Annotated in this window: 13 protein-coding genes; 5 read left to right on the top strand and 8 right to left on the bottom strand. The window is 45.5% G+C overall.

What is annotated here, in order from left to right; all coding sequences use genetic code 11:
* Positions 1-291 precede the first annotated feature (291 nt).
* The 4 genes from BMZ72_RS29620 (at position 292) to BMZ72_RS29630 (ending at position 5344) form a co-directional block, all read left to right on the top strand.
* Entirely contained in the window at positions 292-621 is a 330-nt protein-coding gene (locus BMZ72_RS29620) for a DMT family protein (protein ID WP_089813970.1), read from the top strand.
* Positions 622-701: 80 nt separating this feature from the next.
* A complete protein-coding gene (locus tag BMZ72_RS29625) occupies positions 702-3179 on the top strand; it encodes a PIG-L family deacetylase (RefSeq protein WP_089813972.1) in 2478 nt (825 codons plus the stop codon).
* 8 nt (positions 3180-3187) lie between these two features.
* On the top strand, positions 3188-3352 hold the full coding sequence (locus BMZ72_RS36720; RefSeq protein ID WP_012793077.1) for a hypothetical protein: 165 nt from the start codon (positions 3188-3190) through the stop codon (positions 3350-3352).
* A gap of 285 nt (positions 3353-3637) precedes the next feature.
* Positions 3638-5344, top strand: coding sequence for a sodium:solute symporter family protein (locus tag BMZ72_RS29630; protein ID WP_089813975.1), 1707 nt, complete (start codon positions 3638-3640; stop codon positions 5342-5344).
* A 136-nt stretch (positions 5345-5480) separates the two neighbouring features.
* On the opposite strand, the gene BMZ72_RS29635 is transcribed toward BMZ72_RS29630, so the two are convergent.
* The 5 genes from BMZ72_RS29635 to BMZ72_RS29655 all read right to left on the bottom strand — a co-directional run bounded on the left by BMZ72_RS29635 (position 5481) and on the right by BMZ72_RS29655 (position 9091).
* On the bottom strand, positions 5481-6323 hold the full coding sequence (locus BMZ72_RS29635) for a DUF2911 domain-containing protein (protein ID WP_089813977.1): 843 nt from the start codon (positions 6321-6323) through the stop codon (positions 5481-5483).
* 68 nt (positions 6324-6391) lie between these two features.
* Positions 6392-7051 carry a response regulator transcription factor gene (locus BMZ72_RS29640; protein WP_089813980.1) on the bottom strand — a complete coding sequence of 220 codons (660 nt, stop codon included), beginning with the start codon at positions 7049-7051 and terminating at the stop codon, positions 6392-6394.
* Between the two features lie 136 nt (positions 7052-7187).
* Positions 7188-7991 (bottom strand): sensor histidine kinase, encoded by an 804-nt coding sequence (locus tag BMZ72_RS29645; protein WP_089813981.1) that lies wholly within the window; start codon positions 7989-7991, stop codon positions 7188-7190.
* Positions 7988-8656 (bottom strand): hypothetical protein, encoded by a 669-nt coding sequence (locus BMZ72_RS29650; protein WP_089813983.1) that lies wholly within the window; start codon positions 8654-8656, stop codon positions 7988-7990. Before BMZ72_RS29650 ends, BMZ72_RS29645 begins: the two co-directional genes overlap by 4 nt.
* Before the next feature lie 27 nt (positions 8657-8683).
* Positions 8684-9091: a hypothetical protein gene (locus BMZ72_RS29655; RefSeq protein ID WP_089813985.1), complete on the bottom strand. Its 408-nt coding sequence runs from the start codon at positions 9089-9091 to the stop codon at positions 8684-8686.
* A gap of 433 nt (positions 9092-9524) precedes the next feature.
* On the opposite strand from BMZ72_RS29655, the gene BMZ72_RS29660 reads away from it, so the two are divergent.
* Positions 9525-10391, top strand: a complete 867-nt coding sequence (locus tag BMZ72_RS29660) for a hypothetical protein (RefSeq protein WP_089813987.1) — start codon at positions 9525-9527, stop codon at positions 10389-10391.
* Between the two features lie 179 nt (positions 10392-10570).
* On the opposite strand, the gene BMZ72_RS29665 is transcribed toward BMZ72_RS29660, so the two are convergent.
* The 3 genes from BMZ72_RS29665 to BMZ72_RS29675 form a co-directional block, all read right to left on the bottom strand.
* Positions 10571-11548, bottom strand: a complete 978-nt coding sequence (locus BMZ72_RS29665; RefSeq protein ID WP_089813989.1) for a phosphatidylinositol-specific phospholipase C — start codon at positions 11546-11548, stop codon at positions 10571-10573.
* A 405-nt stretch (positions 11549-11953) separates the two neighbouring features.
* Positions 11954-12850 carry a site-specific tyrosine recombinase XerD gene (xerD, locus tag BMZ72_RS29670; protein WP_089813991.1) on the bottom strand — a complete coding sequence of 299 codons (897 nt, stop codon included), beginning with the start codon at positions 12848-12850 and terminating at the stop codon, positions 11954-11956.
* 108 nt (positions 12851-12958) lie between these two features.
* Positions 12959-13378, bottom strand: coding sequence for a nucleoside-diphosphate kinase (locus BMZ72_RS29675; protein ID WP_089813993.1), 420 nt, complete (start codon positions 13376-13378; stop codon positions 12959-12961).
* Positions 13379-13390: the final 12 nt, after the last annotated feature.

Consider the following 13390-nt stretch of genomic DNA (forward strand, 5'->3'; position numbering starts at 1 on the left):
ATTGATGATCTATCAAGGCTGGCAGTCTCACATGGACTCATGAATGGCCTATATCTTCTGCGCACAAATCGTTTTTTTTTACACATACTGAAACTAAAGACTTATTTATCGACAGGCCAGTTTTTAGCTGTAATGACCATGTCCAGTCCGCTGCAATCTTCATATCCTTTTAAGCGGTTGTATCAATGATTGCCGCCGGATGACACCAACAAAAGCCAAATTCCTCATTCCTGATTGTTAATTCCTAATTCCCCAGGCCCTATCTTTACGTTCTTCAGACTTTAATACGACATGCGTACAGTTATTCTTCTATTGATTTCCAACACATTCATGACCTTCGCCTGGTATGGCCACCTGAAATACGAAAATGTTCCGATCTGGAAAGTGATCCTCATCAGCTGGGGCATCGCCTTTTTCGAATATTGCTTCATGGTGCCCGCTAACCGCTTTGGCGCACAGGAAGGTTTTACAGGGTTTCAGCTGAAAACAATCCAGGAAGTGATCACCCTGACAGTGTTCAGCCTTTTCGCCATCTTTATCCTGAAAGAACCGCTGCGCTGGAACTATCTCGTCTCTTTTCTCTTCATCCTCGGGGCCGTCTACTTCATGTTTAAGAAGTGATCTTTTTTCCTTTTATCACATTTTCTTTTACGGCTATATTTAATCGCTATTTTTGGCCACTGTTTAACTAAGCAAAAGAAATGGTAAAAGGATTCTGTTTAACACTGATTTCAGGACTGGTCGCCGTTACCGCATGGGCTCAACGCTCTCCGCTGATCAATGCGGCAGATATAAAACTGCAACTCAAAAAATTAGATACGCTGGGTAGCGTATTATATATCGCCGCTCATCCTGACGATGAGAATACCCGCTTACTGGGATACCTGGCAAAAGATAAGTTATACCGTACCGGCTATCTTTCCCTCACCAGGGGAGATGGTGGTCAGAACCTTGTAGGGGATGAACAGGGCGAATTACTGGGACTCATCCGTACCCAGGAACTCCTCGCTGCCCGTCGTATCGATGGTGCAGAACAGTTCTTCACCCGCGCACTGGATTTTGGCTTCTCCAAAAATCCGGCGGAGACATTCACCATCTGGGATAAAGAAAAGATCCTGGGTGATGTAGTCTGGATGATCCGTAAGTTCCAGCCGGACGTTATCGTATGCCGTTTCCCACCGGACAGCCGCGCGGGTCATGGTCATCATACCGCATCTGCCATGCTGGCTGAAGAAGCCTTCGAAGCAGCGGCTGATCCGAAAAGATATCCTGAGCAACTGAAACAGCTGAAGCCATGGAAAGCACACCGTATCATGTGGAATAGCTTCAACTGGGGTGGTGCGATCGATAATTCGGCCGGATTGCTCTACGAGCTGAATGTAGGTACCTTCAATTACCTGCTGGGTCGTGGTTATGGAGAGATTGCCGCTGAAAGCCGCTCACAGCATAAGAGTCAGGGTTTTGGCGTAGCTGCGACAAGAGGTAGCTCCTACGAATATTTCTCTCCTGTAAAAGGTGATAAACCGGTGTATAGTCTACTGGATGGTGTAAATACCACCTGGACCCGTATTACCGGTGGTAAGCCGATAGGAGAGATGGTTGACAAAGCTCAGGCAAACTTCAATATTGAAGATCCTGCTGCTTCTGTACCAGCTCTGCTGGAAATCCGTAAAGCAATAAAGGCTCTGCCGGAAGGTTACTGGCGTACCCAGAAACTGAAAGAGACCGAAGACCTGCTGCTGGCTTGTGCCGGTCTCTGGATGGAAGCTTACAGCAATGCCCAGGTAGTGGTACCCGGACAACCGATGCAGGGTAGCGTACAGCTGCTGTGCAATAGTAATGCAAACGTTACGGTTGATCAGATAACTTTCGGTGGAAAGGATACGACATTCAATAAACTGCCACTGGAGTTTAACCGTCTGCGTACCATCAATGAGTCTATGACCCTGCCAGCCGGACTGGCAGAATCACAGCCATACTGGTTACAGGACCCACATCCGATCGGGATCTATACGATCAAGGATCCGATGATGGTGGGTTATCCGGAGAATAAACCAGCACTGGAAGCGGTGATCAGACTGCGTATCAACGGAGAACAGCTGACAGTTACCAGACCCGTACAATACAAATTTACAGATCCTGTAAAAGGAGAATTATATGAGCCGCTGGTGGTTGCTCCGCCTGTAATAGCTACACTGAACAACAGCGTATTCATTTTCACCCAGACCCAGTCCCAGCCTGTACAGGTAAAACTGCGTGCGATGGGTCTTCCGAATAAAGGAACGGTACGTCTGCAGCTGCCTGCCGGTTTTACCAGTCAGGAAGCAGAGCAGTCCTATGAACTGTCCTCCAAAGGAGACGAAACCGCTGTCACTTTCCATATCGCACCACAGAAAGTAGCTGGTATCAACCGTACCGATACCCTGCGCGTAGAGATCCGCAGCGAAGGAAAGGTCTATACACAAAGTATCCGCACCATTGCATACGATCACATTCCTGACATCAATATCTTCCCTGAAGCAACAGCAAGACTGGTAACAGTTGACCTGCAACGCAACGGCCGTAAACTGGGATATATCTCCGGTGCCGGCGATATGGTGGCGGCTTCTCTCAGACAGGTAGGTTACGAAGTGACCATCCTGGATGAAAAGGAAATCATGAACGGTGATCTTCAACAGTATGATGCGATCATTGCTGGTGTAAGGGTATATAATATCAATCCCCGTATTAAATACTGGCAGCCCCGCCTGATGGAATATGTTAAGAACGGCGGTACCTACCTGGTACAGTATAACGTTAGCTCTCCACTGGTGACCACTGACATCGGACCTTATCCGTTTACGCTTACCCGTGACCGTGTAACCGATGAAAACGCTGCTGTCAGCATCCTGCAACCACAGAACGAGATCATGCATTATCCTAATAAGATAACAGACCATGACTTTGACGGATGGATCCAGGAAAGAGGACTCTACTTCACACAGATGGCAGATGCTTCTTACCAGAAGCTCTTTGCGATGCATGATAAAGGAGAGGAAGACCTGCAGGGTTCTACACTGGTAGCAAATTATGGCAAAGGCAGATATGTGTACACATCACTGGCTTTCTTCCGTGAACTGCCAGCAGGCGTGCCAGGTGCATATCGCTTATTTGTGAATCTTATTTCAAAGAAGAAATAAACTCTCCAATGAGCAAAAAACGGGAAAACGGATCAAGGCTCACTATTACGGCGATACTGTGTATCGTCGTAGGACTGGTCATCGGATTTGAGATCAAGAGAGTGCATATCGGACTCCTGATTGGTCTCGCATTAGGACTGCTCAGCGGAAACATGCTAAAGAAAAGAAATTAAGATTTAAGAATTAAAAATTAAGAATTGGGTTAGTCATACCTGCTTTTTAAGTCTGACTTTCTGATAAATGTTGTATTTGAATGTAGTACAACATCGGGTGCCAATTGCATCAACTCTTAATCCTTAATTTTTAATTCTTAATTTTTACTATTTCACATCAAAACATTCACTTATGAAAGAGGATCGCCCACCATTACTGCCTTCCTGGCCCCTCTGGTATGCCCTGGTCATTGTATGGCTGGCACTACTGATTGGAGGTTTTTATTTTTTCACTAAAGTATTTTCATGAGCGTAGCAGATTGGATTGTACTGGTCGTCACACTGGTTGGAATTGTTTTGTATGGCATCTGGAAAAGTCGCGGTCAACGCGATATGCAGGGATATTTTCTCGACAACCAGTCTATGCCCTGGTACATTGTATTATTATCTATTATCGGTACACAGGCAAGTGCTGTGACCTTCCTTTCTGCGCCCGGCCAGGCTTACACTGATGGAATGCGTTTTGTGCAATATTACTTTGGTCTGCCGCTGGCGATGGTGGTGCTCTGTATCACTTTTGTGCCCATCTTTCATAAGCTGAAGGTATTCACGGCCTACGAATACCTGGAACAGCGTTTTGATCTGAAGACCCGTACACTTACTTCCGCATTATTCCTGGTGCAGCGTGCGTTGTCTACAGGTATCAGTATTTACGCGCCTTCTATTATATTGTCTTCCCTGCTGGGCTGGAATATTTATGTGACCAATATTATTATGGGCGGATTGCTCATCATTTACACTGTTTCCGGAGGAACCAGGGCGGTGAGTTATACGCAGACCTTCCAGCTGGTGATCATATTCGCAGCAATGTTCCTGGCAGGCTGGATGGTCGTGCATCTGTTACCGGCGGATATTGGTTTTAAAGAAGCCTTACAGGTGTCTGGTAAGATGGACAAACTGAACGTGATCGTGACAGATTTTGACTGGAAAGACCGGTATAATATCTGGAGTGGATTGATCGGCGGTTTCTTCCTGGCCTTGTCTTACTTCGGTACGGATCAGTCACAGGTAGGCCGTTATCTGACCGCACGTTCTGTGACGGAAAGCCGGCTGGGACTGTTGATGAATGGGCTGGTAAAGGTGCCGATGCAGTTCCTGATCTTATTGATCGGTGCGATGGTATTTGTGTTTTACCTGTATTTCAGAGCCCCGGTGTTCTTTAACCAGGCACAGATAAAGAAGGTATATAACTCTGAACAGGGGGTGGCCTTCAGGGCGGTGGAAGATAAATATAAACAGCTTGCAACCGTCAAGGGGGAGCAGGTAAAGGAAATGGCAGCTGCGATCAAAGCCGGAGATGAGCGTGTTATTGCGGAAAAGAAGGCGGCTTTGCAGGCGACGGATGTTCGTTCAAATGAGACCCGGGAAGAAGCGATCGCGTTGATCAAAAAGGCAGATCCGGCAGCGGATACGAATGATACGAACTATATTTTCCTGCATTTTGTGGTGAATAATCTGCCGAAAGGCCTGGTGGGATTGCTGATCGCTATTATCTTCCTGGCAGCGTGGGGGAGTATTGCGGCAGCACTGAACTCGCTGGCTTCTACAACGGTGATCGATATTTATCAGCGGATGTTTAAGAAGGAGGAAACGGATGCGCATTATTTATCTGTATCCCGCTGGTGGACGGTCTTCTGGGGCCTGTTCTGTATTGTGGTGGCACAGTTTGCGAGTCAGCTGGGTAGTCTGATAGAGGCGGTGAATATCCTGGGTTCGTTGTTTTATGGTGTGATCCTCGGTATTTTCCTGGTGGCATTTTATTGTAAGTGGATCGGTGGCAGCGCTACTTTTTGGGCAGCAATTGTTTCAGAGATAGGGGTGATTGTGATCTATCTGTTGAATATTGTGTCTTTCCTCTGGCTGAATGCGATCGGGTGTTTCCTGGTGATTATTACAGCGACGTTGTTCCAGTTGATAGCAGGAAAGAAGAAGGTAGCTGAAGTACAGGTATAACAGTCATTGATATATGAAATTCAGAGGGGAAGCGGTCAGGACTGCTTCCCTTTTTTATTTGCAGCATTGTCCCAAATGCAAAGCGGGTGTTCGCCATATGGTGAACACCCACTTTGATTGATAGAAAAAGAATAACTTATAAAGAAGCGATAATCTTCTGATTGATCACTACGTAGTCATCATTTTTTGCAGTTTTTGCCAGTTCGATCGCTTTTTCTGCAGTTGCTTTAGCCGCTTTTTTATCGCCGGTTTTAGCCTGGATACGTGCTTTCAGTGTAGCGATCCAGAATGCAGACGGATTTTCTTTTACTGCTTCTTCTACCCATGCCAGTGCCTGTTTCAGGTCACGGTTGGTTTCATAATAGTAAGAAGCTGCCTGGAAGTAAGGTTTTTTATCACCTTTCATGGCGGCATCCAGCTGTGCTACTACTTTGCTGTCTACTTCAGCGGTCATAGGAACAGATACCATGGTATTTTCCCAGATCAGCAGCATGTTTACAGAAGATGACTGTACATCATCAAAAGTGATCATGAAGTTTTCTACAGCGAAAGGCAGCGCAGTTGGTTTCACTTTCACGCGTACCACATCATTCTCTGGTTTGTAAGCAGCAGGGCTGGTTACGTCGAGGCTCTTTGTCAGGATCACTGTCCATTCAGATTTACCCGGGATGGTCAGCAGTCCGTATTTACCTGCTTTCACTTCGGTTCCGCCAAATTTTACGTCATCGCCGAAAGTGATTACAGTTGCACCGTTAGCACCGGTTCTCCATACTTTGTCGAAAGGAACGAGGTCACCCATTACTTTCCTGCCTTTGATAGCCGGGCGGGAGTAGTTTACTTCAACGAAAGATAAAGCGAAATCCTGGTGGATAGTCTGTCCAGGGCTCGGAGCTGGCATTTTAACGCCCTGAGCAAAAGATAACTGAGCACACAGCAGCAGGGAGCAACCAGCTGACAGGTAACGGAATAAAGGTTTCATATGTGTTTGTTTGGTGGTTTAGTGAGGTGCAAAGATGAATCATCTTTGTCAGACCATCAACCCACTTATCATTCAATTATTCCGTTTCTGAAAGCATGCATGACCAGGCCGACTATATTTTTGGCGCCGGTCTTTTCCAGGAGTTTCTGGCGCAGGCCTTCTACTGTACGTGGGCTCAGGAATATTTCTTTGGATATTTCCTGGGTCGTGTATTCATTACAGATAAGGCGTAGTACTTCGAGTTCACGGTCGGTGAGCTGTACTTCATTTCTGAAGGTAGGCTTGAAGTGCTGTTTGTTTTTGTGCATGACTTTTTTGAGCAGGGCCAGGTTCACATTTTCATTGAAGTAGAACCCTTTTTCATAGGTCGTGCAGATCGCTTCGTAGATCTCATTAGGCTCTGCATTTTTGAGCAGATAGGCATTAGCGCCCATTTCAATGAGGTGTACAATGAAGTTATCGTCTTCGTACATGGTTAGTACGATTACTTTGACATTGGCGTATTTTTCACGCACTTTTTTAGTGGCTTCAATGCCATCCATATTTGGCATTTTCAGGTCCATCAGGATAACATCAGGCTGTTGCTCTTCCATTATCTCCAGCAGGTGGGCCCCATCTTCAGCTTCAAACACCACAGTTATATTCTCGTAGGGGGTGAGGGTATTAATAACACCGCTGCGGAAGATCTTGTGATCATCGGCAATAGCCACCTTAATGTTGTTCACCATAGGGGGAGGCTGTTTAAGTATTTTGATAGAATTGTCCCTTTGTCTGATACAGGATAGTGTGACGGACGACTGTGGAATTAGTTCCCCGGTCATCAATTATCGACTGCTCAGCAGGACAAAGCTAGAAAAATTCGTCTTATTCCTCAGCGCTTTGATAATTTTCCACTCTTATTTCAGCGTTAGTGCCACTATCTATGCCGGGAAGGTAGTTAATTGTGCCGCCAATAACGTTGAGGCGGCTTTCAATATTCTTGAGACCCAGGCTGCCGGTTTTCTGACGGGAATTATCCAGTGAGCGGAGCAAAAGGCCGTTGCCATTGTCCACTACGTTGATTACCAGAGCGTTTGTGCTACATCGATAGGTTATTTCTATATGGGTAGCCTGGGCATGTTTCAGAATGTTGTTGATGAGTTCCTGTACAACGCGATAGATATTCAATGCTTTTTCAATGTCGACGTGGAGCGGGCTTCCTTCGTCCTTGAAAGATATTCTGACCTGTTTATTTTTATTCATCAGGTTACAGAATGAGTCAAGGGCTTTGGAAAGGCCCAGATTTTCAAGTGCCTGGGGATGGAGGCTTTGAGAGATGAAGCGGAGATGCTGAATGATCGTATCAGTAAAGTCTTTGGTTTCCTTTAACTGCTCCGTTTCTCCATTTCCGGTTTTCAATAATGGTTGCAGCTGGTTTAGATTGAGTTTAAGTACGGACAACTGCGCCCCCACTTCATCATGTAAGTCTTCTGCTATGCGTTTCCGTTCCTGTTCCTGACCTTGTAAAATGGCCATTAACCTCTCTTTTTGTAACTGGAGGTCTTTATCACGGATGACCAGCTTGTGCTGAATTACCTGTTTCTGCTGAAAGATTACGAGTACGATCACCAGGATACTAAGTAACAACATCACTGCGGTCCCGATAATAAGCAGGTCTGAAAAAATCATGAACGGACTTTTTTAACTTTTGTGAAACCAATATACAAAAGGACCAGCTGAATTATTCCGGCAATAAAAGTTACAGCCAAAGTCATTCTTGTAGAACCTTTCACACCCTGGTATCCAAAATTCATTAAGCTATAAGCAAGGGAAAAAAGAAAATAACCACAGTGATAAACGAAAATTCCTGAATTGTACCAGAAGTCGGGCAAAGAGTTGATAAAAACGGATTGTTTGACCAGTTCATCGTCTCTCAGCAGCTGATAAAAGAAAATTGCGCAATAGACCATCAGGATAAAGGTCTCCAGTGATGTGGCATATGAGTTGAAGACATTGGGCCCCTCGAGTTTCACATAATCCAGTATGACAAAGGCAAGAACAGGGAAGATCATTCCAAGAACGATCCCCCGCACGATTTTGTATTTGATTACTGCATGAAAATAAAGAGATAGGATGACAAACGCCAGAAAATACATGGTGTGGTAAAACCATAGATTATTCCCCCATATCTGCGCGATTACTTTTGTGCCGACTGCAAAAACGATACTTGATATCAGGAAATAAAATATCCACTTACTACTTTTATCAAGCCTGCCGAAGTGAATAATAAAGGGGATCAAAAGCAAGCATTCGATCCCCCCCATAATGTAAAACAAAATCAGATGAATAGACACTTAGTATGGGTTTAATTGATGAACCTCTCACGGACAATCAGCAGGGCAAGGCAGACCGTTATCCAGTGCACCACCATCATCATCATCGCTCGCTTTTTTTGCTGCTGTTGCCATGAATGAATTTACCTCTGATGTGTTTTGTTTTTTCTTGTACAGGATGTTTTTTCCTGCCTTATCTACGGCGTAGATCACCATTTTTTTGTCGTCCTTTCCGTCCTGATCGCTGTCATCACCGTAGTAGATACGTAAACCGGCGATATCTTCCTGACAGCTAAGTAATTCGAGCAATTTCTCCTTACCGAAGAAGTAAGCCTGGATAAATTCGTTACCATGCTTCTTGTGTTTCTTTTTGAAGTAATTGTCCCTTAATCTGTCGGCTTCCTTTCTGGAAATGAAGTCGCCCGTGTCTGGGGGGAAGTGTTTAGGAATGTCCATGGTTGTGCTGTGGTTTTAAGTTGATGGTAAAATTATTACAAATAATCACTTGACAAAGCGAATACGTATATAACATCTTTGTACCATGTAGTGTAGTAAAAATGTGTAATTATATTAATAATCAACTGTTTAATGCAAAAAATGTCCGTTTTAGTACGCCTGAGCCCGCGTAGATACCGATAAAAAATGCGTAGAACTACGTATTCTTAGAAAACAGTAGGTTAACGCTTGTCTTACTATAAGAACTTCATAATCTTTGCAGGGTGAGTTATGGTTTAAGTTCTTTGACTCATACGAGCAATAGCAATGGGCCTTTCTACCCATGTTTGTTCCTCCTTGTTTAGACATGCAGAGAAAAAAGCGGCTATACCATATCGGCCAGAATGAGGTTAAGTATGTTAACCCCTTCTTTTAATTTTTAAAGCTTTGAGCTATGTGTTATCTGTTAATCGGAAACATTTCTGCATTGATCTCTGATGATTGTACAGAGCCTCTGGTAAATGCACAATTACGTGTATACTTACCAGACGGCCGTTACCCCACGAAAAACCGCCCCAAAACGGATATTTTAAGTGGGCCCGGTCAGCTTACAAAAGCAATGGTTGAAGCAAAGCGTGATCGCTTACTGGCAGAGACAGGACTGGATGAGAGAGGAAATTTTAAGCTGACCTGGGAACAACTACATCTTTTTACGGAACCACTTGAACTGGATATCTGTTTGCAGCATATGCCGGAACAGGCTGATATAAGGGGAGTCGAAACCCATTATCACCTGGGTACGGTAGTGCCAAACTGGGCCCGTTCAGGACAGCGATACGTCGCTGCTTATGCCTATATTATTCCAGTAGAATGCTGGAGCCAGATCAGGGCCAATTATGGTACATGGATTATCGCGGGAACAGTAAAGCGATTGAAATCCAGAGAGGGACAAGCACATCTTAGAGTTGAAGCGTACAATGCCGGAAACCATCGCCTGCTGGGCTGCGCGCATACCGATGAAAATGGTCGGTATCAGCTCCGGTTCAGCAAAAGGGAACTAACCAGCAGGTTAATACTGGTCGGCGAGCCCCGTCAGCAAAAGGGGCCGGATATTTATTTTAAGGTCTACCGCGACAAGCAATTGCTTTGGGAGGAAGACGCCCAGACAGGCATGATGCCGGGAAGAAAGTCAGTGCCATCCTGCAGTACGATTAATATCAATATCAGGGACACTGTACTCAGAAAAGCATCAGGTTATGTACCCGGTTGGTTGAACAACTGGGCGGTGACAAGACGGAAGTCGTCACTGGTCAATCATTAAGGTGTTAAAGTACTATTTAACCTATATTTTGTACTACAAGCCCCAGTCTTCGTTTGGTAACCCACACATACACATTCATTACACATTATACAGCTACTCAGGACCTGAGTAGCTGTTTTTTTGCAGCGCCGGAGATCATCTCCCGGCGCTGCCCTTTTATATGCCTTATTCTAACTTTCTTAGAAGTTTGTATTTACAATCAGAGACGCCCTGTCCGCATTTACAAAATCCATTGGGATAATACCATATCTGCCATGTGTGTTGGTAGTGAAATAGGTATTGATCTTCGGATTGATCGCGTTGGATACGGTCGTGATGCTTGGAATACCAAAGATCAGTGATTTGTAACCGCTGGTGAAGTTGATATACAGGGTGTTGTTGCTTTGTGTGCTGGACTCGGTGAACAGGTTAGTAGCGTTTGTCCACTTTGCGTTATTATCAGGCACTACATACTGGTCCTGTACTTTCAGGCTTGCATTGCTGTTGTTGATAGTGAAAGTTGTGTTGTCAGCCCAGCTGGTAGCCTCGATACCTTTAGGAGTAGCTGTAGCACCGAATCTTCTCAGCAATACGATCTTGCCTCTTACCTGTCCCAGGGTTGGGATAGTTGCACCGGTTGACCAGTAGCTGGAATATTTCTGTACATAAGTGTCGAAAGTCTGCTCGAATGAACGGGTATTATCGGTAGCATCATACTCCTCTTTTACGCTCATAACGATCGTTTCTTTCGGGTGTGCGGCCAGGAAGCTGGTACAAGCGCCCAGTACATCATCAAAGTTCAGGTTCTGATAGATAGAGCCGTGGTGGATAGCGAATGCGTTACCAATGTGGCGGCAACGGATATCCAGGAAACGTACACCTGCTTCCAGCTGCTGTGCGATGGTGAGGTCCTGGCATTTTGCAGTACCGGATACAGGCTCATTGCGGGCGCCACTGTCGTGTGTACCAGGGATAGACAATGCGGCGAGGCTGGTATTGTCGGACAGGCTGGTCATCCAGCTGTTCATCGCTACAGCTGCAGCTTGCGCTGTTACAGCCACTTCGTTCTCAACACGGAGTGTTGATGCCGGTTGGGTAACATCCTCTTTGGAACATGCAGAAAAAAATACAGTAGACAGCAGAAAGCCGGCAACGGGCATGAAACGTTGTGTTTTCATCTTGTAGGTTTAATTGTAGGTTTAAGGTTTATATGGAGTAAAGATTTTATTACAGGTTTTCATTCTGCACGGGTCTTCACATATATAAGACACAACTAAAAAGCTTTCCAACTATTCAAAAAATGGAGTTAACAATACGGTAATAATAGGATGCCCGTCTGCGGTATGACGGCGTTTATATAAAATCGTAAGACCGGATTGGTGAATGATTGTACTGGAGTGGATAGAGGAGGGGCTGATACCGTTTAGCTGTTAGTCATCTTTCATTGATCCTTCATTCAGAAACGGAGGATCAACGACGGATAACTAATATCAAGATAATATGAAAGCGATACAGACAGGATAAATATACAGATACAGGGTAGTGTTTGCGGCGCAGTGAGGGGGAAATTTTCTCCTGCGGACTTAAAACCTGGGGTGGAACCGTTGTAAAGTATCTCTTAAATACTCCCTGTCGAGGTGTGTATAGATCTCTGTGGTGGTAATACTCTCATGTCCGAGCATTTCCTGGACGGCCCGGAGGTCTGCTCCGCCTTCAACCAGGTGCGTTGCAAAAGAGTGCCGGAAGGTATGGGGAGAGACCTGTTTGTCAATACCAGCGGCAGCAGCCAGGTCTTTAATGACGAGAAATATCATAACACGGGTCAGTGCGCTGCCCCGCCGGTTCAGGAAAAGGATATCTTCCTGTCCTTTTTTGACAGGAACATGGACCCTGACCTCGTCCTTATATATATTAATGTATTTCACGGCGTCACTGCCGATAGGGACCAGTCTTTCCTTATCTCCCTTACCAACTACCCGGATGAAACCGGCGTCAAAATGGAGCTGGGAGATCTGCAGATTGATCACTTCGCTGACGCGGAGGCCACAGCTGTACATGGTTTCCAGGATGGCCCGGTTTCGCTGGCCTTCAGGTGTGCCTGCCTTTATTTGTCCGATAATCTGCTCTATTTCCTCAAAACTGAGTACATCGGGCAACTGTCTTTTGGTTTTAGGCGCTTCCAGCAGGAGGGTAGGGTCCTGGCGGACGATATCTTCCAGGGCCAGGTAACGGTAAAATGCCTTGATACCCGAAATGATACGCGCCTGGGAGGTGGCAGTCATACCTAAAGTAGCGATCCAGTGTACACAGGCCTGAAGGTCTGAGAGGGATACCTGGTCGGGAGGGGATTGAATACTAACGGATTGCAGGTACTGGACCAGCTTTTCGACATCGCGGAGATATGCCTCGATCGAGTTGGCGGAAAGCGAGCGTTCCAGCTGAAGATATGACCTGAATCCTTTGAGATAAACGTCCCACATGAGCGGCAAGATAATATAAGAAGAGGGCTAAAAATACAAAAGGCCGTCCAGCCATATGGCGGACGGCCCCTGATATCTTCTGCCGGTAGCAGGCTACCGGCTCGGTAATTAGAATTTTTCCAGACCGGAGAAGAAGAAATCACCTTCGATTGCTGCGTTCTCGTCAGAATCAGAACCGTGAACCGCGTTACGGCCGATGGATTCAGCGTAGATCTTACGGATAGTACCTTCTTCTGCATTTGCAGGGTTAGTAGCACCGATCAGTTTACGGAAATCTTCAACAGCGTTGTCTTTTTCCAGGATAGCAGCCACGATATGACCACTGCTCATGAATTCAACCAGTTCACCGTAGAAAGGTCTTTCTTTATGCACAGCATAGAATTCGCCAGCTTTCTGAGAAGAAAGACGGGTCATTTTCATTGCTACGATGCGGAAACCTGCCTCGTTAATTTTGTTCAGAATACCACCGATATGTCCGTTTTCTACGGCATCCGGCTTAATCATTGTAAAAGTTCTGTTGTTAGCCATATATTTAGAATT

It is taken from the genome of Chitinophaga sp. YR627 (genome assembly GCF_900114995.1).
GTDB lineage: Bacteria > Bacteroidota > Bacteroidia > Chitinophagales > Chitinophagaceae > Chitinophaga.

Bases quoted from the DNA above. Each gene is read 5' to 3' on its own strand.
- BMZ72_RS29660 (WP_089813987.1), top strand. From the start codon at position 9,525: ATGTGTTATCTGTTAATCGGAAACATTTCTGCATTGATCTCTGATGAT.
- BMZ72_RS29665 (WP_089813989.1), bottom strand. From the start codon at position 11,548: ATGAAAACACAACGTTTCATGCCCGTTGCCGGCTTTCTGCTGTCTACT.
- BMZ72_RS36720 (WP_012793077.1), top strand. From the start codon at position 3,188: ATGAGCAAAAAACGGGAAAACGGATCAAGGCTCACTATTACGGCGATA.
- BMZ72_RS29675 (WP_089813993.1), bottom strand. From the start codon at position 13,378: ATGGCTAACAACAGAACTTTTACAATGATTAAGCCGGATGCCGTAGAA.
- BMZ72_RS29640 (WP_089813980.1), bottom strand. From the start codon at position 7,051: ATGGTGAACAACATTAAGGTGGCTATTGCCGATGATCACAAGATCTTC.
- BMZ72_RS29655 (WP_089813985.1), bottom strand. From the start codon at position 9,091: ATGGACATTCCTAAACACTTCCCCCCAGACACGGGCGACTTCATTTCC.
- BMZ72_RS29635 (WP_089813977.1), bottom strand. From the start codon at position 6,323: ATGAAACCTTTATTCCGTTACCTGTCAGCTGGTTGCTCCCTGCTGCTG.
- BMZ72_RS29645 (WP_089813981.1), bottom strand. From the start codon at position 7,991: ATGATTTTTTCAGACCTGCTTATTATCGGGACCGCAGTGATGTTGTTA.
- BMZ72_RS29625 (WP_089813972.1), top strand. From the start codon at position 702: ATGGTAAAAGGATTCTGTTTAACACTGATTTCAGGACTGGTCGCCGTT.
- BMZ72_RS29630 (WP_089813975.1), top strand. From the start codon at position 3,638: ATGAGCGTAGCAGATTGGATTGTACTGGTCGTCACACTGGTTGGAATT.
- xerD (WP_089813991.1), bottom strand. From the start codon at position 12,850: ATGTGGGACGTTTATCTCAAAGGATTCAGGTCATATCTTCAGCTGGAA.
- BMZ72_RS29620 (WP_089813970.1), top strand. From the start codon at position 292: ATGCGTACAGTTATTCTTCTATTGATTTCCAACACATTCATGACCTTC.